We start from the raw sequence: 18,258 nt of genomic DNA on the forward strand, positions 1-18,258 counted from the left end.
TCAAATATTATTTTTTTGAGTTTACATAATTTGCTGCCTCTTTTTCAATTTGAGAAATCGATTTTGATTTGTTTTGAAGTAACCATTCGTCAATCTCTGTTTTGGTAAAAAACAGAGTACGATTATTAGGTTTAGAGTAGGGGATTATATTATTATGTACAAGTTTGTATACATAACTTTTTGAAAACCCCGTGTAGTTCACAACATCATCAACAGTGAAGATTTGTTTGTTAGTTCCAATTATAAGTTTTTCTAATTGGGTCAATTTTTGAAGAATTACATTGCTTTCCATAAGTGATATGTTTTATCGTTATGGGAGCAAATGTCAATAAAGGATAATACAAAAAGTTAAGGAGGTTAAGAACCTTAATCTTTATTTTTATATTTTTTCGAAAATTGATCTAATTAATTCAATATCTTTTTGTTTTATGATATTATTAGAACCTGCAGTGTACATTGAACCAGCTTTTATTTTTCCATTTTTATTTCTGATGTTTCCAGAACGCTGAATAAATGTTAGCGGTATTTTAGTTTTTAAAAATTGATCTATACACTCAATAAAATATCTAAACTGGATATTGTCCATCTCAAGGTGCATAATTGAATTATGAGTTTTCCAATCGTGTTTCAAAACCTCTATGAATTGTTTCAATGAAGTTTTTTCTTGGTCAATTAACATGTTTTTTTCTAATCCCCAATAGAGCTTTTTTAAAATTTCATTATCTATATCTATTAAGTAATTTTCATTTTGAATATTAGTTTTTGATAAAGAATCTATTTTTTCTTGAATTGAATCTAGCAACCACTGAACATGTCCTATTTCATTTTCTAATCCATTTGAAATAAGTATTAAAAAGTAATATTTTTCATCTACATCACCGTTTAATATCTCGTCCACATATTCATCTATTAAAACTCTCAAAATAAATATTGATTGTAAAATATCTGTTAAGGTTCTTTCTGATAAAACCAGTAATTTAGTTATAAGTGTTTCTTTTGGATATTCTTTTGTGTTTAAAAAATAATCAATTAATGATTTGAGATTGTCTTTATGATGAAAAGTAATCCAATCTTCTTTAACAGGTACAAAATCATTTGTATTACCATTTTTTTGAAGAGAAATATATTCGCTTGCATTTAAAATAATTTCACTTTTTTCAAAGAATAATTCAAGTGTATTTATTGAAATATTTTTTAAATTGTTATTTTCTAGGATGTTATTTAGAAAAAAGAAATATTGATACTGATTTAGTTTTTTAATTTTTTTCTTTATAAATAGATTCTCATCTTTTGAATTTGAATTACTATTAATGTAATCTAAAGTTTTGTAATGCTTGTTTTTAATTTTGAAATACGAATGTAACATATTGTTAAAGTTTTAAGTTTGGTATTAAATTAGCCGCTTCCTTCATTTTTTGATCAACAATTTTTGCATAGATTGCTGTGGTGCGTATCTCACGATGCCCTAATCTTTTGGAAACTGTATAGATATCAGCTCCGTTTTCAAGTAATAGAACTGCATTCGTATGTCTGGCACTGTGAAATGTTATGTGTTTTGATATTCCGGCACGATTACACCAACGGACAATTTCATTATTGTAAACGGCACCATATTTTAAACCTTTAAAAACTCTTTCAGTAGGGAGCTGTCTTTCACCAAGAAGTTCTCTAATTTGTTTTGAGATATAAAGATATTCAACCCCATCTGTTTTTTCTTGACGAAAATTGATTCGACTAACTCCATTGTCTTCATCTCTTACTTCTGCCCAAACTAAAGTGTTTATATCTGACCATCTTAATCCAGATAATGCAGACGTAATAAAGGCTTTTTTTAAAACTTCATATTTGCAAGGAGTACTAGCTAGTGATTGAAGCTCTTGATGCGTTAGATATTCTCTTTGACTTTCAGCCTGTTCAAATGATTTTGTTTTTGAAGCATAATTAATTGATAAATAGCCATCATCAAATGCGGCTCTCAAACAGGCTTTAAATTTATTGAAATAGGAGTATTTTGAATTAAGAGATAGGAGAGTGTCACTTTTTGTTTTAGCTTCTTTGTCAAAATAATTACGAATCCTTTTAATGAAGTTTTCATCAACTTCTTCGAAAGTCAAATTTGTTGAAATACATTTTTTTAAATGTACTAATGTGGCAGTCCAATTTCCATAGTTTTTAGGAGAGTCAATTTTTTCTTCAGTTTTATCATGAAAATAATCTAAAAATGTACGTTTACCCTTCGCAGTATTTTTTATATCGAACTTTCCTTGAAAATATTCTGCTTTCCGGATTGAAAGTATTTGTTCTGCTAAAATTTCAATTTCCTTATTTTCTTTCTTTTCATTAGCAGTTTTAGGGGCTTGATACGGATAAAGTTTTAGATACTCAAAATCTCTTAAGTGAACTCTTTTACCATCTTTGTTTATACTTGAACCTTTGTAGTATTCTAGATACAAACTGAATTTGCCATTTTGCAATTTCTTTTTCTTTAAAGTAATATTCATAGGTGTACATTTTTACACCTTTTTTGGTTTGAGGTGTACATTGAATGTAACAAATGTATGAATTAAAGATATTACAAGAAAGTAGAAATCCTGTTAAATCAATGGTTGTCAACTAATAGAAAGACAAAGAAACTTAAAGAAAGTACTTTTATTTCCCGATACAAAAATTAGCAAAGATATTCCCTAGTAATTCGTCATTTGTCACTTGTCCAGTTATGGTTCCAAACTGATATAAAGCTTCTTTGATGTCCAGAGCCATTAAGTCGCTGGAAAGATTAGTTTCGAGTCCGTATTTTACTTTTTGGATTTCGTCTAAGGCTTTTAGTAAAGAATCGTAATGACGAGTATTGGTAACAATTGTTTCGTTGTTGCGCAAGGCACCAGTGTTGACAAACGATAGGAGTTGGTTTTTCAATTCATCGATTCCTATTTTGTTTTTGGCTGAAATAAATTGAAGTTGTGTGTTATGTGTTGTGAGTTGTGTTTCAATTAACTTAATTTTTTCTTCTGAAAGCAAATCCATTTTATTGATGACAATCAAAAGCGGTTTTAAGGGAAATTGATTTTTAACTTTTTCAATCTCAATTTTTAATATTTCCAAACTCACAACCGACAACTCATAACTGTCAACTAAATAAAGAACAATCTGTGCCTGTTCTATTTTTTCGAAAGTCTTTTTGATTCCGATGCTTTCCACGTAATCCTGGGTTTCACGAATTCCTGCTGTATCGATAAATCGGAATCCGATTCCGCCAATGACTAATTCGTCTTCAATGGTGTCACGGGTTGTTCCGGCAATGTCCGAAACGATGGCGCGCTCTTCATTCAATAAAGCATTCAAAAGTGTTGATTTCCCCACATTAGGTTCACCTACAATAGCTACTGGGATTCCATTTTTGATGACATTTCCAACGGCAAAAGAATCAATTAAACGTTTTAAAACAAATTCGATTCTGTTCAATAATTCGTTAAACTGACTTCTGTCGGCAAATTCCACATCTTCTTCTGCAAAGTCTAATTCGAGTTCTATTAAAGAGGCAAAATTCAATAATTCTTCACGGAGTTTGGCAATTTCATTTGAAAATCCGCCACGCATTTGCTGCATCGCAATTTGGTGTGAAGCTTCATTGTCTGAGGCAATCAAATCGGCTACGGCTTCGGCCTGGGATAAATCCAGTTTTCCGTTAAGGAAAGCTCTCAGTGTGAATTCGCCGGCATCGGCCATGCGGCAGCCTTTTCGCAATAACAATTGAATAATTTGCTGTTGGATATAAGTGGAACCGTGACAGGAAATCTCGATAGTGTTTTCGCCTGTATAAGAATTTGGTCCTTTAAAAATAGAAATCAATACTTCATCTAAGGTCTTGCTGTCATCTACAATATGTCCTAAATGCAGTGTATGCGTTTTCTGTTTTGTTAAGTCTTTGTTTTTAACAGATTTAAAAACTGAGTTACCAATTGTAATGGCATCCTGTCCCGAAATTCGGATTATCGCAATCGCTCCGGCACCCGAAGGTGTTGCCAGTGCTACTATAGAATCGTTGTTTAGCATTTTCTTTTAGATTGATTGCAAAGGTACTAAATCTAATGAAGTATTGTTTAGCGGGCGAATATAAAACCACAATTTGTTGGGAATTAAAGCGTTAAAATTGTATCTTTATTCTACTAGTTGATGTCTAATTTTTTAAGTTGTTTAAAATGAAACGCATCTTATTTCCTACCGATTTTTCTGAAGCTGCAACCAATGCTTTTGTACATGCTTTAGAGTTTGCTAATAGTATTGACGGTGAGTTAGTGTTGTTGCACGCCTTTGATTTGCCTGTTTTTGATAGCCAGTATTTTCCGGAAAATTACATGCTGATTTATGAATCAGTCGAGTTGACTCAATTTGAAATTTTTAAGGATGAGCTGCCTAAACTACATGCTATTGCCCAAAAACGCAATTTGGACGGAATTAAAATGACACATCGATTAATGGATGGCAATTTATTGAGTACAATAGAACGAGTAATCCAGGAAGATAATATTGATTATATAGTTATGGGAACGGAAGGTGTAACGGGATGGTCAGAAGTTTTACTGGGGACACATGCCACGGCTGTAATTTCAGATGTGAGTATTCCTGTATTGAGTATTCCGGTGAAGGCAGCTTTTAAACCTGTAAAAAATATTGTTTTTACTACCCGTTTCAGAGATAAAGATAAACAGGCATTAAAGAAAGTTCTAAAATTAGCCAAAAAGATGGGTGCAAAAATCAAATGCCTATATGTGAAAAAGGAAAGTTCTGATGTGACAAAAGAAATCATCAAAGAGTGGGAAAAAGAATTTGCTAATGATCCTGTTGATTTTAATGTTGTGTTTAGTGAAGAAGTCAAAGAGAGCATTCTTGATTTCATTATGTTTAAAAAAGTGGATATTCTGGTTATGCTAACTTACAAACGCAATTTTTTCGAAAACCTTTTCCATCATAGTTTAACTAAGGACTGCGCATCAAATTTGGATATTCCTGTTTTAGCCATTCCAATTAAATAGTACTTTTTAACGAATTTTCAGTACTTAATTTATTAGGCTGGTTTATATTTGTGTCTCATTTGATACATTATGGACATTTATAAATCTAAGGTTAGTTTTTTTACTGGGGAATTAAGCAAAATCAACACAAAATACAATTCAATCAGTTTGCTTCGATTGTTGAGTATTTTCCTGTTTTTAACTGCAATCTATTTTTATATTCAAAAATCGGAAGGATTTTGGATTATTCTGGCAGTGTTGTTTTTTGCTGCTTTTTTGGTTTTAATGCGAATTCATTCCCGTTTGTCTTTTCAAAGACTCTTAAAAAAGGCATTGGTACAGATCAATCAAGATGAAATTTCATTTCTGAAAAGAGAAAAAATCCCTTTTGAAAATGGTGTGGAGTTTCAGGATTTTCATCATCCGTATGCTTATGATTTAGATATTTTTGGAGAGCATTCCTTATTCCAAAATTTAAACAGAACAGCAACTTTTATTGGGAAAAAAACACTTGCCAATCAATTATTGACATTAAATGATAACGATGTTATTCTTGAAAATCAGCAGTCAATTAAAGAATTGAATCAAAAAATAGATTGGCGTCAGGAATTTTTGGCTTTCGCCAAAGTAAGTCAGGACAATCAAAGTAGTTATGAAGCATTGTTGAAATGGAATAAAAGTTCTGGTTCAGATTTATCAAAAACGGCTATCGTTCTTTCTTATGTTTTTCCTGCTTTGTTTTTAGCAACATTGATAGCTTATTTGATTACTGATAACACTGTTTTTTTGAGTTGTTCATCGTATGTGTTTGTTATTAATTTAATGTTTCTAGGCAAATTTTTCAAACGAATTCAAAGCGAAATTACAAGTGCCGAAAATATTGATAAGATTATTGCTCAATATGGCTTGTTGGTAAAAAAAATTGAAGATGAAAAATTTCATTCTCAAAAGTTAATTGATTTGCAAAAAAGACTGCAATTCAAATCAGCCAATGCAAGTACGCATTTTAAAAAATTATCAGAGTTGTTTTCAAGAATGGATACTATTGCAAATTTAGTTACAGCCACAGTTTTCAATGGTACATTTCTATTTAATTTTCATGTTTTAAAATCATTGTTAAAGTGGAAAAAAGAACATTCTGAAGCTCTTGAAGATTGGTTAATTGTAATTGGCGAATTCGAGAAACTCAATAGTCTGGCTAATTTTTCATATAATAATCCTGAGTTTGCTTATCCTGAATTAAATACCGATTTTAAAATTAGTTTTTCAAATTTGAGTCATCCTTTGTTGAATCCGGAGACCAGAGTAGGGAATGATACCCATTTTTATTCCCAATCCTTTATGATTTTGACGGGTTCCAATATGTCAGGCAAAAGTACTTTTTTGAGGAGTTTGGGAGTCAATATGGTTTTGGCGGGAGTGGGTTCGGTTGTTTGTGCTTCCGAAGCTACAATTCACCCTTTACCGGTTTTGGTTTCGATGCGACTTTCGGATTCTTTGTCAGATAGTGAATCGTATTTCTTTGCCGAAATAAAGCGTCTGAAACAAATTATGGATGCTTTAGAGCAAAAGCCTGCTTTTGTTTTATTAGACGAAATTTTAAGAGGAACCAATTCGGACGATAAACGTAACGGAACTATTGAAGTGCTTAAAAAAGTAATTGCTAAAAAAGCAATTGGTGCTATTGCTACACATGATATTGAAGTCTGTTTGACAACCAATGATTATCCCGAAATATTAAGCAATAATTGTTTTGAGGTCGAAATTAAGGATAATGATTTGCATTTTGATTATAAACTAAGAGACGGAATTTGCCGAAATAAAAGTGCTACTTTTTTAATGAAGAAAATGGAAATTATTTAGTTCTAAATCAGAAAGTTTAAAAAGAAAAAAAACCGCTTTTCTAGGAGGAATCGCGGTTTTTTAAATATAAAAAATGGTTGGTTAATAGTTCGCAATGATAAGTATTATATTTGAATATCAAAAATAAAACTTAATATTTTCTTAATTTTTATTTAACTATTTAGCATTACTGGCATAACAAGCATCGTTACTGTTTCACCTTCTTCTAATCCATCAATGGGAGTTAAAATTCCTGCACGGTTAGGTAATGACATTTCCAGCATAATCATGTCTGATTGCAGGTTTGTAAGCATCTCAGTCAGGAAACGGGAGTTATAACCTATTTGCATATCGTCACCTTGATAATCACAAGTCAGTCTTTCTTCGGCCTTGTTTGAATAATCAATATCTTCAGCAGAAACATTTAATTCGGCACCGGCAATTTTCAAACGAATTTGGTGTGTTGTTTTATTCGAAAAGATAGCCACACGACGTACAGAACTCAAAAATTGAGAACGGTCAATCATTAATTTATTTGGGTTTTCTTTTGGAATTACAGCTTCGTAATTTGGATATTTCCCATCAATCAAACGACACATCAATACGTAGTTATCAAAAGAAAAAGTAGCATTCGAATCGTTGTACTCTATTTTTACTTCAGCATCTGATGTAGACAGAATATTTTTTAGGATAGTCAATGGTTTTTTTGGCATAATAAAATCGGCAACGTGAGATGCAGTAACATCTGTACGGGCGTATTTTACTAATTTATGAGCATCTGTAGCCACAAAAGTCAATCCTTGTGGAGAAAACTGGAAGAATACTCCTGACATCACCGGACGTAAATCGTCGTTTCCGGCAGCAAAAATAGTTTTGCTAACCGCAGTAGCTAATACATCGGCAGGAACTAAAGTTACGGAAGGTTCATCCAGATTTATTGCTTTAGGGAATTCTTCTCCGGGAGCATAAGCTAAGGCATATTTTCCTGAGTTAGAACTAATTTCTATAGTGCTGTTTTCTTCTACAGTAAAAGTCAAAGGTTGTTCAGGGAAAGTTTTTAAGATTTCCAAAAGCAATTTAGCAGGTACCGCCACACTTCCTTTGCTGGTAGAATCGATTGCTAAAGTGGCAGACATAGTTGTTTCTAAATCAGAGGCAGAAACCGTTAATTCGTTATTGTCTAATTCAAATAAGAAGTTGTCCAGAATAGGCAAAGTATTGCTGCTATTGATAACGCTTCCTAAAACTTGTAATTGCTTTAATAAGTACGAACTCGATACTATAAATTTCATCTGTTATATTTTATTTTTTAGGTATCTTTTTTTTGATTTTGCAAATGATACATTTTTACAAATATATCGTAAACAAATCTAGTATAGAAAAATTTTTATTAACATCTATTTGCTGTATTTGCGCTTTCTTAAAAAGCTAAAAACAACTCCAAAAATCGCTAAAATTAGAATTGGAAGCCCGATAGTTATGACTTGGGTAAGTGTATAATTTTCGTATACTTTTTCTTTGTCTAATAATGGCAAATCTAAATCCTTAGATCGAATGTTAATAAGTCCGGTATCGTCCAGTAAGTAATTGACGCAGTTAAGCAGAAAATCTTTATTGTCGTATAAATTTCCTGAGCGTTGATCAAAGCCTAATTCAACAGGAGCGAAATTTTTATCTAGTTGATTTTTGATGATATCGCCATCCGAAATCACAATCATTTTGCAGGCTTTTCCTGTAGCTTCAAAATTCTTTTGGTTGAAAGCTAAAACCCGGTTTTGAAACACTGAACGGAAGTTGCCTTCAAGTAAAACCGCCATCGGAATATTTCCGGTATTGATGTAATGATTTGGGCTGGTTTCCTCGGTTACAATGTTCAAATTGATTTCGGCTGGCGTTCCTACTTTTTTAGAATATTTTGACGATTGCAATAAAACGGTTTTTTTGATTCCGTTTTTTAAAGTGTCAATTGGGTTAGCAAAATCAAATTTGATTCCACCCAGGTTTTTCACAATAGGATGTTGACTTTCAGGATAAACCAAAGGTGCAAATTTCCAGTTGAAAGCCTGGTATTGCGTCGCACTTCCTTGTTCGCCGGTGGCCAGTTTTATAGGGCTTCCTTGTTCATCTTTTACAATGTCAGGGTTGATTCGGATACCGTATTTAAAGAACATATCGTTCAAATTCAAATCTCTTGGGAAAGCCAAAGTAGCTCCGGCATCGTTGTACAAACTATCCATTTCTACTGTTACCTGATCGATTAACCAAATCGTTTTTCCACCGTTGATAATGAATTGATCTAAGACTTGTTTTTCGGCATCTGTGAAGGTTTCAGTAGGTTTGGCAATAATAGCCAAGTCGTATTTTTTTAAGGCTTCTAAACTGGGAACGGGACTTTTGGCAACAGAATCTAAGGTAAAAGGACCAATGTGGTAACTTTCTCTTATTTGCAAAAGAAACTTAGCAATAGAAACATCTTGGATTTCGCCATTTCCTTTAATTACGGCAATCTTTTTTTGCTTCTCTTTGGTAATTTTATTTAAAGCATCGGCAATAGAATATTCTAAATGTTGAACTGAGCCAATTACTTTTTCGGTAGTGGAAGCTCCCATGATGTTTTTCAACAGCGGAATATTCACTTCTTTGTTGTGATAAACTGCAATTGCCCAAGGAAAAACCATGGCCTGGGATTGTTTTCCTTTGTCGTCAACCGTGATGTTTACAGGTGTTAATCCTTTCATGTACAACGATTTGATGTTGTCCATGCTTTCGTCTTCGTTCTCTAGAGGATTCACAAATTCGAAAATAATATTCGAATTATACGCTTGAAATTCTTCTAATAACTCTCTGGTTTCTTGTTGCAATCTTTTGAATTCGGCAGGCAAATCGCCTTCCATATAAATTTTTATCGAAAGCGGTTCTTTGACCTGCTTGATAATATTTAGCGAAGTTTGCGATAAGGTATAACGATGATCTTTAGTTAAATCAAATCGGTGAAAGAATGAATTCCCAACTAAGTTTACGAGTAACAGGATTGCAATTGTAATCAATACTGATTGTAGGTTTCTTTTTTTAGCAGCTATCATTACAATTTAAAAGATTTAAGTTGGTAAACAGTAAACGAAAGAAAAGCCACAACCACACTTACAAAGTAAATAATATCACGGGTGTCAATTACGCCGCGGCTCATGCTCTTGAAATGATTTTGCATTCCTAAAACCGAAATAAACGACGAAAAAGAAGGAATGATAGTTGCAAAACCTTCGAATCCAAAATAGAAAAAGAAACACAAAAAGACAGCAAGAATAAAGGCTACAATTTGGTTATCAGAAAGGGTAGAAGTAAATATTCCGATAGCAGTGTAAGCGCCAATTAAGAATAAAAGTCCAAAATAAGATCCAATAGTACTTCCCATATCGATATTGCCTTCGGGCATTCCTAAATTCGAAATTACTTCCACATAAATAAATGTTGGAATAATGGCGATGATGATGAGCAATACAGCTCCAAGAAACTTTCCGTTTGCTATTTGCCAAATAGATAATGGTTTAGTTAGTAATAATTCAAGTGTTCCTTGTTTTCTTTCGTCAGAGAAAGAACGCATGGTTACTGCCGGGATTAAGAAAATTAAGATCCAGGGAGCAAGGGTGAAAAAAGGAGTCATATCGGCAAAACCCGAATTCAGGATGTTGTAATCGCCTTCAAAAACCCACAGAAATAATCCGTTGATGATTAGAAAAATGGCGATAACTAAATAACCTATGGGAGAGCCAAAAAAGGATTTAATTTCACGTAATAATAGGGCTTTCATTCTTTATGAGTTGTGTATTTGTTAATTTGAAATTCTTAATTTTTGAATTCGATAGTAACCGCATCGCGATAATTGAGTCCTAATAAACTGCTTGCAGAACCAATTTTAGAAGGATTGCTTCTAAAAATGGCAATTTCGAGATAACCGGCTTCGTTGAAAATAGCGAGTTTTTCGCCTTCATAATTCTTAATTGGATATTTATCTGAAATGGCAATCGCTGAATAATTAGGTAATATGGTTTTGATGTTTTTAGTTTTCATCTGGATTTCATACGGTCGGCCTTTAGCGACTTCCAGAAATTGTTTTTTGGTAATATTGGTCACCACATTCCCAAAATGGTCGATGTAAATAACGTGACCTTTTAGGCTGTTGTTATCATTTGCGGTTACGGCTTTCATTTCAGTCACTTCCTTCACCGCATTGATTTCTTTGCCAATTACATTGAGCAAGCCACCTCTGGCAATATGACAGGCCACGGTTACAAAAACATCCAATCCTGAAGCATCACTGGGCAAACGGTCGTGAATGTTGATGGCTACAATTTTTTGCGGCATTATTTTTTGCGAAAGCATGCTTAGAATCCCGTTATCGGCAGCAATAAAATAAGAATCATTCCATTGCATTACGATATGTAAATTTTCTTTATTTAATTCCATGTCAACCCCAATGAGGTGTACGGTTCCTTTAGGGAAACTGGCATAAGCCGCACTAATTATGTAGCTGGCTTCTACGGTGTTAAATGGATCTATATCATGCGAAATATCAATAATTTGGGCTTCTGAATATTCAGATAGAATTTTTCCCTTCAATGTACCTACAAAGTGATCTTTCAAGCCGTAATCGGTAGTAAGGGTAATTATTGACATATTTTTGTTTATAACTATTGGTGAAATCTAAACTTAATTTTCATTAAATTTGAGAAATGCAAAGCTAATAATTAGTAAATTCATACAAAGCAAAAAAGCAAAAACAAATTCTAAATATTAACCAAATAAAACCTAGGTGTACTCACACTATGGATTAGATTTTTAATCGATTTAGTAATACTATAAAACTATACCCTTTGAACGAAAGAATCATCGAGCTCATAGACATCGCTCCAAAAGAGTTTTGGGGTGCTCAAGACACTCATCTTGAAACCATTAAAAAGTACTATCCAAAATTAAAAATAGTTGCCAGAGGGACAACTTTAAAAGCATTTGGAGAAAAAGACATACTGGACGAGTTCGAAAGGCGTTTTCAAAGATTAATGCTTCATTTTACCCGCTACAACAACATTGATGACAATGTAATTGAGCGCGTAATTTTAGGAGATGTTCAAGACGACAAAAAAATGAGTCCGAATGACAAAATTTTAGTGCATGGAGTAGGGGGCAAAATTGTAAAAGCCATGACGCCTAACCAGCAATTATTAGTAGATACTATTAACAAAAACGACATGGTTTTTGCAGTAGGACCAGCCGGAACTGGTAAAACTTATACCGGTGTGGCAATGGCGGTAAAAGCTTTGAAAGAAAAGCAGGTAAAACGCATTATCTTGACGCGTCCGGCGGTAGAGGCAGGGGAGAATTTAGGTTTTCTTCCAGGGGACATGAAAGAAAAATTAGATCCTTATATGCAACCGCTTTATGATGCTTTGCGCGATATGATTCCGAATGAGAAATTAGAAGATTATATTGCAAAAGGAATTATCCAGATAGCACCATTGGCTTTCATGCGCGGACGAACTTTAGATCATGCTTTCGTGATTCTGGACGAAGCTCAAAACACCACGCATTCGCAGATGAAAATGTTTCTGACCCGTATGGGAAAAAACGCCAAATTCATGGTAACCGGTGACCCGGGACAGGTTGATTTGCCACGAAGAACCATTTCGGGACTAAAAGAAGCCTTGTTAGTCCTAAAAGACATTGAAGGAATTGGAATCATCTACCTTGACGACAAAGACATTGTAAGACACCGATTAGTGAAAAAAGTAATTGATGCTTATAAATACACTGAAAACGTAGATTAAATAAAAATCAATAACAATTGCAATAGCAATAGCAATAGCAATAACAAAAGACTACGACTCTAATTTTAGGTCGTAGTTTTTTTATAGAATTTTTTATGAAGAATCGCTGAAGTGAAATTACCCATAAGTTAATTTGCTGTTATTTCAATAGGTTTTTGCTGTGCTTTCTTTGTATTTTCAATATTTTTGCAATTCATTACAGTGAAAGAGAATATGATAAAAGAAAATATAAAAGTAATTATAAGCGATTTAGACGGGACATTATTGAACAGTGACCACCGAATTTCAGATTACACCAAACAGGTTTTTAGAGAATTATACAATCAGAATTATTTAATCATTGTAGCTACAGGGCGTCATCACTTGGATGCGATGCCCATAATCGAGACTTTAGGTTTTCCAATTTATCTGGTTACTTCCAATGGGGCCCGAATCCATGCACCCAATAAAGAACTGATTTTTGCTACCAATATGGAAAGTGAAGCTGTGAAATCGGTTTTAGAAATGGATATTCCGGCTGAATATACTACGGTTCTTTTCAAAGAAAATGTTTGGCAAACCAATAAACACAACGATAAATTACTGGAATTTCAAACCGAACTGAATTATGTTCCTGAATTAGTAAACTACAAAGAAGTAACTGATTTTGATGTGATTAAAATATTTTTCACCCACGAAAGTCACGGAAAACTAATTGAGTTGAGAGAAATGATTTTGGATAAACATCCGGACACTTTTAGTCATGCTTTTAGTTTGCCGCATTGTTTGGAATTCATGGACAAATCGGTAGATAAAAGTGTGGCAATTGCGCGTATTTTAGAAATAGAAAATTATCAATTCCATCAGGCGATTTCTTTTGGTGATGGTTATAATGACGAAGGAATGTTGAAGGCTACTTCTAAAGGTTTGCTAATGGGGAATGCTCCTGATAGTCTGAAAAATAAATTGTCACATCTGGAAGTTATTTCAAAAAATAATGAAGACGGAGTTGCTAATTATTTGGCTGATAAAATATTGAATAATGTGAGTTTGGTAACAAAATAATTTATGCTTACCACAAATTCACAAATTAGCACAAATTGATATGTTGTAATTTGTGTAGCTCATTTGTCCTTAGCTTTCGCAGTCGAGCGTCAAATGTTTGAAGAATGCGTAAAAAGAAAAACTGTTTGAGCGTAGCGAGTTTTTTTCTTTTAGCATTCGAAAACTAATTTGACCGACGAGGAAGCGCAAGACTTGATTTTTTTGTTTCTTTTTTGATCAAGCAAAAAAGAAAATAAATCATAAAAGTATTTTGTAATAGAAGTGTAGTTTCCTTGTTTTTCTGTCTAAAATAATCCTAAATTTGCATTCTTATAAAATCAACGCAATACGTATCTAGATGAGTAATACAATCACTACCACTAATTTTAATTTTCCAAATCAAAAATCGGTTTATAGAGGTAAAGTAAGAGAAGTTTATAATATTAATGACGAATTATTAGTAATGGTGGCAACCGACAGGCTTTCGGCTTTTGATGTGGTTTTGCCAAAAGGAATTCCTTATAAAGGACAAATTCTAAACCAAATTGCTACTAAATTCATGGAATTGACTCAGGATATTGTTCCAAACTGGTTGATTGCTACTCCGGATCCAAGTGTTGCTGTAGGTCATTTATGTGAGCCTTTCAAGGTAGAAATGGTAATTCGCGGCTATTTGTCAGGTCACGCTTCACGCGAATATGCTCTTGGAAAAAGAGAAATTTGTGGTGTAAAAATGGCCGAAGGTTTAAAGGAAAATGATAAATTTCCGGAACCTCTTATTACACCTACAACTAAAGCAGATAATGGAGAACACGATGCTGATATTTCCAGAGAAGCAATTCTTTCTAAAGGGATCGTGAGCGAAGAAGATTATTTGGTTTTAGAAAAATATACCAGAGATTTGTTTCAAAGAGGAACTGAAATTGCTGCAAGTCGCGGATTGATTTTAGTGGATACCAAATATGAATTTGGAAAAACAAAAGAAGGACAAATTGTTTTAATTGACGAAATTCATACTCCGGATTCTTCTCGTTATTTTTATGCCGAAGGATATCAGGAAAGACAAAACAACGATGAAGAACAAAAACAATTATCGAAAGAGTTTGTACGTCGTTGGTTAATTGAAAATGGTTTCCAGGGACAGGAAGGACAACAAATTCCTGAAATGACTGATGCTTATATCGAAACCGTTTCGGACAGATATATTGAATTATACGAAAACATCATTGGAGAAAAATTTGTAAAAGCAGATATTTCGAATATTAATGAAAGAATCGAGAAGAATGTTTTGGCTTATTTGGCAAACAACAAATAATTTCGATACACCTATATAATTTCAAACCCGACAGTTTTTTAAAAACTGTCGGGTTTTTTATTGAAAAAATGAATTTATAATTTCTGCAATTCCCTATCCTGAACTTTAGAAAATAAAATCAAAGCTGTAATGGCACCAATAGTGGCAAACAACATATCCGATTGGGTGTCCCAAATATAGCCCTGGGTTCCTAAAAAAGCATCGCCTTGTTCGGCTGTTGCTAGTGAAACTCCCCATTCAATCCATTCGTAAGCGGCACTAATCGCCAGGCAAATACAAACAATAATAAAATTGAAAAAGCTTTTATTGGTAATTACTTTTTTTCGAATAAACAATTCTCTGATTATCATGGCTGGAATAAAACCCTGGGCAAAATGTCCCACCTTGTCATAATTGTTTCTGCTTTGATGAAAAATATCCCGGATAGAATCAAATAAAGGAACTTCGGCATAGGTATAATGTCCGCCAATGAACAAAATAATACAATGGATGAGTATTAAAAAATAGGTGAAATTGGTAAAACGGAATTTTTTGAAAGTAAATGTTAAAATCAAAACACCAATGATGGCAGGAATTATTTCGAGAAAACAGGTGAAAACTTCTTTTGGATTGATAATGGACCAAATTAAAGTGGTAAAGAAAATAAGGAGCATTAAATAGATGGACTTCATAGTATAAATTTAAGAAGTGAATGTAATAAAAAACCGTTTCGATTTTTTAGAACGAAACGGTTTTTTAGCCCTGATTACTTCACTTGGTTTCTATTTTCATAGGAGTTCAGTGAACTTCGTTTGGAGCGGTATCCTTTTTATTTTTGCTCTCTGAGCTTGTCGAAGGGAACAAAAATAAAAAGATATAGCGTCCCGATAGCTATCGGGAGGAGGATTAGCTCCTGAATATTATTTAAAATAAGAAAAAGTTTCGTTATTTTCTATTTTAAGTATAGTTTCATAAATCAATTTGATAACATTTTCAACATCTTCTTTATGTACCATTTCAACAGTGGTGTGCATGTAACGCAACGGAAGTGAGATCAAAGCCGAAGCCACTCCTCCATTACTATAAGCAAAAGCATCAGTATCAGTCCCGGTTACGCGAGAAGAAGCTAAACGCTGAAAAGGAATTTCTTTTTCTTCGGCAGTATTGATAATTAAGTCTCTCAAATTGTTTTGTACCGCTGGAGCATAAGTAACAACAGGGCCTTTACCAATTTTAGTTTCTCCTTCGATTTTTTTATCAATCATTGGAGTGGTAGAATCATGACATACATCGGTAATAATGGCTACGTTTGGTTTGATGGTATTGGTAATCATTTCAGCACCACGCAAGCCTACTTCTTCCTGAACAGCATTCGTTATATATAATCCAAAAGGCAGTTTTACTTTATTTTCATGCAAAAGGCGGGCCACTTCAGCAATCATAAAACCTCCCATGCGGTTGTCGATAGCGCGACAAACAAATTTGTTTTCGTTCAAAATCACAAATTCATCAGGATAAGTAATCACGCAGCCTACATGGACGCCTAGTTTTTCAACTTGTTCTTTAGTTTCGCAACCTAAATCAATAAAAATGTTACTGATTTTTGGATTTTCTTCTTTATCTCTATTTCTGGTGTGAATGGCAGGCCATCCAAAAACACCTTTTACGATTCCGTTTTTAGTGTGAATGTTTACACGTTTTGAAGGTGCAATTTGGTGATCAGAACCTCCATTTCTAATTACGTAAATCAAACCATCTTCGGTAATGTAATTTACATACCAGGAAATTTCATCGGCATGACCTTCAATGACAACTTTAAAAGGAGCATCTGGATTGATAATTCCCACGGCTGTTCCGTAGGTATCGGTGATAAAAGTATCAACATAAGGTTTTAGATACTCCATCCATATTTTTTGACCGCTACTTTCGTAACCTGTTGGTGAAGCATTATTAAGGTAGCTTTCTAAAAAAGCCATTGAATCATTGTTTAGTATTGATTTTGTACTCATAAAAATAATTTTTCGCTAAATTATAAATTTGCTATTACAGTTGTATAGATATTGCATAATTTTACAGCAAAATATTACCTTTATGAAATCGATTTATTTTTTAATATTCTTTTTATTAATTTCATGTCTTGGATTTAGTCAGGGGGTCGTGCCTTATGATCCAAATGCCATGGGATATGTGCTGACAGAAAAGGATAGTTTATTAAATGACACCATAAAATTGCCTGAAATTATTATTTCAAAAGAGAAACTGGATCCTGAAGCTCAAAAACAATATTTGATTTTACAAAACAGGGTTTATAGAACCTATCCTTACGCTAAATTGGCTGCCGATAGATTGACGAATTTAAATAAAGGTATGGCTCGCCTTACTTCTGAAAGAGAAAAGAAAAGGTATTTTAAAATTGTGGAAGACTATCTTACTAATGAGTTTGAGGCAAGGCTTAAAAAACTGTCCCGTAGTCAGGGTCGTATTTTAGTCCGGTTGATTCATAGACAAACAGGAACCACAACCTATGAACTGATAAAGACATTAAAAAGCGGATGGAAAGCTTTTTGGTCTAACACAGCTGCCAGTATGTTTGATATAGATTTAAAATCCCAATATGCGCCTTTCGAATCTAATGAGGATTATTTGATAGAAAACATTCTTAAAGATGCCTTTGAATCGGGTAGATTGCAGAATCAACCGGCAGCAACACCGGTAGATGTAGATAAGTTAAATGAATACTGGGATTCCAAATTATCTACAAAACCATAAATTCTAAATTACACCTTAAATATAAAGAAGCTCGTACTATAATTATAGTATGAGCTTTTTTTTTGGAGCTGTTTCCTGCTATTCACTACAATCTTTCTTGACTAAAGGTCGTCAAGAAAGGATTTTCACTACTATCGGGGCTAGGGATTGTGCTAGAAATGGCGATATGCACTATTGTATAATAGTGTAGTTTGTTAGAAAACCTTAGCGAATCTCCGTGTTTTTCTTGGCGTATCTCTGCGGTACAGCCATAAAAAGCTGAGTTCTTCTGTCTAAAACCTTACAAAACTAAAAAACGGCTAAAAATAAGTTGCATGTTATCAGTAGATTAAAAAATACTTTCAAAATAGTTTCGAAAAGTTATTGTCAAAACGAATAAAGGTTCTACTTTTGCACCCGCAACAACGCATACGTTCTTTAAAATACTGACAAACATTAAATCGGAATTAGAGATTTATTTCTTTAAAAAAAAGGTTTAAAAAAGTTTGTGAGATTT

At 33.4% G+C, this 18,258-nt stretch carries 16 protein-coding genes; 6 read left to right on the forward strand and 10 right to left on the reverse strand.

Annotation, left to right across the window (positions count from 1 at the left end; genetic code table 11):
- Nucleotides 1–7 precede the first annotated feature (7 nt).
- From EOD40_RS17510 to mnmE, 4 genes are all read right to left on the reverse strand, one after another.
- On the reverse strand, nt 8–292 hold the full coding sequence (locus EOD40_RS17510) for a helix-turn-helix transcriptional regulator (RefSeq protein ID WP_128197759.1): 285 nt from the start codon (nt 290–292) through the stop codon (nt 8–10).
- A gap of 87 nt (nt 293–379) precedes the next feature.
- The gene (locus EOD40_RS17515; RefSeq protein WP_128197761.1) at nt 380–1,366 is read right to left on the reverse strand and encodes a hypothetical protein; all 987 of its coding nucleotides are present in this window, start codon (nt 1,364–1,366) and stop codon (nt 380–382) included.
- A 4-nt stretch (nt 1,367–1,370) separates the two neighbouring features.
- Nucleotides 1,371–2,501 carry a tyrosine-type recombinase/integrase gene (locus EOD40_RS17520; RefSeq protein ID WP_128197763.1) on the reverse strand — a complete coding sequence of 377 codons (1,131 nt, stop codon included), beginning with the start codon at nt 2,499–2,501 and terminating at the stop codon, nt 1,371–1,373.
- 148 nt (nt 2,502–2,649) lie between these two features.
- On the reverse strand, nt 2,650–4,053 hold the full coding sequence (gene mnmE, locus EOD40_RS17525; RefSeq protein ID WP_128197765.1) for a tRNA uridine-5-carboxymethylaminomethyl(34) synthesis GTPase MnmE: 1,404 nt from the start codon (nt 4,051–4,053) through the stop codon (nt 2,650–2,652).
- 146 nt (nt 4,054–4,199) lie between these two features.
- On the opposite strand from mnmE, the gene EOD40_RS17530 reads away from it, so the two are divergent.
- Both EOD40_RS17530 and EOD40_RS17535 read left to right on the forward strand, forming a co-directional pair.
- The gene (locus EOD40_RS17530) at nt 4,200–5,033 is read left to right on the forward strand and encodes a universal stress protein (protein ID WP_128197767.1); all 834 of its coding nucleotides are present in this window, start codon (nt 4,200–4,202) and stop codon (nt 5,031–5,033) included.
- 69 nt (nt 5,034–5,102) lie between these two features.
- Nucleotides 5,103–6,875 carry a MutS-related protein gene (locus tag EOD40_RS17535; RefSeq protein WP_128197769.1) on the forward strand — a complete coding sequence of 591 codons (1,773 nt, stop codon included), beginning with the start codon at nt 5,103–5,105 and terminating at the stop codon, nt 6,873–6,875.
- 152 nt (nt 6,876–7,027) lie between these two features.
- Here the strand turns inward: EOD40_RS17535 and dnaN are convergent, their stop codons facing one another.
- The 4 genes from dnaN to EOD40_RS17555 all read right to left on the reverse strand — a co-directional run bounded on the left by dnaN (nt 7,028) and on the right by EOD40_RS17555 (nt 11,528).
- Nucleotides 7,028–8,146 carry a DNA polymerase III subunit beta gene (dnaN, locus tag EOD40_RS17540; protein WP_128197771.1) on the reverse strand — a complete coding sequence of 373 codons (1,119 nt, stop codon included), beginning with the start codon at nt 8,144–8,146 and terminating at the stop codon, nt 7,028–7,030.
- Nucleotides 8,147–8,251: 105 nt separating this feature from the next.
- The gene (gene gldG / locus EOD40_RS17545; RefSeq protein WP_128197773.1) at nt 8,252–9,937 is read right to left on the reverse strand and encodes a gliding motility-associated ABC transporter substrate-binding protein GldG; all 1,686 of its coding nucleotides are present in this window, start codon (nt 9,935–9,937) and stop codon (nt 8,252–8,254) included.
- Nucleotides 9,937–10,662, reverse strand: a complete 726-nt coding sequence (gene gldF, locus EOD40_RS17550; protein WP_128197774.1) for a gliding motility-associated ABC transporter permease subunit GldF — start codon at nt 10,660–10,662, stop codon at nt 9,937–9,939. The genes gldG and gldF overlap by 1 nt, the downstream gene beginning before the upstream one ends.
- Nucleotides 10,663–10,697: 35 nt before the next feature.
- Nucleotides 10,698–11,528, reverse strand: a complete 831-nt coding sequence (locus EOD40_RS17555) for an SAM hydrolase/SAM-dependent halogenase family protein (RefSeq protein WP_128197776.1) — start codon at nt 11,526–11,528, stop codon at nt 10,698–10,700.
- A 197-nt stretch (nt 11,529–11,725) separates the two neighbouring features.
- Between EOD40_RS17555 and EOD40_RS17560 the strand changes: the two genes are divergently transcribed.
- The 3 genes from EOD40_RS17560 (at nt 11,726) to EOD40_RS17570 (ending at nt 15,014) form a co-directional block, all read left to right on the forward strand.
- Nucleotides 11,726–12,676 (forward strand): PhoH family protein, encoded by a 951-nt coding sequence (locus tag EOD40_RS17560; protein ID WP_128197777.1) that lies wholly within the window; start codon nt 11,726–11,728, stop codon nt 12,674–12,676.
- Between the two features lie 213 nt (nt 12,677–12,889).
- Nucleotides 12,890–13,720, forward strand: a complete 831-nt coding sequence (locus EOD40_RS17565) for a Cof-type HAD-IIB family hydrolase (RefSeq protein ID WP_128197779.1) — start codon at nt 12,890–12,892, stop codon at nt 13,718–13,720.
- A 337-nt stretch (nt 13,721–14,057) separates the two neighbouring features.
- Nucleotides 14,058–15,014 carry a phosphoribosylaminoimidazolesuccinocarboxamide synthase gene (locus EOD40_RS17570; RefSeq protein ID WP_128197781.1) on the forward strand — a complete coding sequence of 319 codons (957 nt, stop codon included), beginning with the start codon at nt 14,058–14,060 and terminating at the stop codon, nt 15,012–15,014.
- Between the two features lie 74 nt (nt 15,015–15,088).
- On the opposite strand, the gene EOD40_RS17575 is transcribed toward EOD40_RS17570, so the two are convergent.
- Both EOD40_RS17575 and EOD40_RS17580 read right to left on the reverse strand, forming a co-directional pair.
- Nucleotides 15,089–15,685 (reverse strand): DUF2238 domain-containing protein, encoded by a 597-nt coding sequence (locus EOD40_RS17575; protein ID WP_128197782.1) that lies wholly within the window; start codon nt 15,683–15,685, stop codon nt 15,089–15,091.
- Between the two features lie 228 nt (nt 15,686–15,913).
- Entirely contained in the window at nt 15,914–17,002 is a 1,089-nt protein-coding gene (locus EOD40_RS17580) for a M42 family metallopeptidase (protein ID WP_128197784.1), read from the reverse strand.
- Nucleotides 17,003–17,084: 82 nt separating this feature from the next.
- On the opposite strand from EOD40_RS17580, the gene EOD40_RS17585 reads away from it, so the two are divergent.
- A complete protein-coding gene (locus EOD40_RS17585) occupies nt 17,085–17,762 on the forward strand; it encodes a DUF4294 domain-containing protein (RefSeq protein WP_128197786.1) in 678 nt (225 codons plus the stop codon).
- Nucleotides 17,763–18,258 lie beyond the last annotated feature (496 nt).

This window comes from Flavobacterium sufflavum, assembly GCF_004016525.1.
Taxonomy (GTDB): Bacteria; Bacteroidota; Bacteroidia; order Flavobacteriales; family Flavobacteriaceae; genus Flavobacterium; species Flavobacterium sufflavum.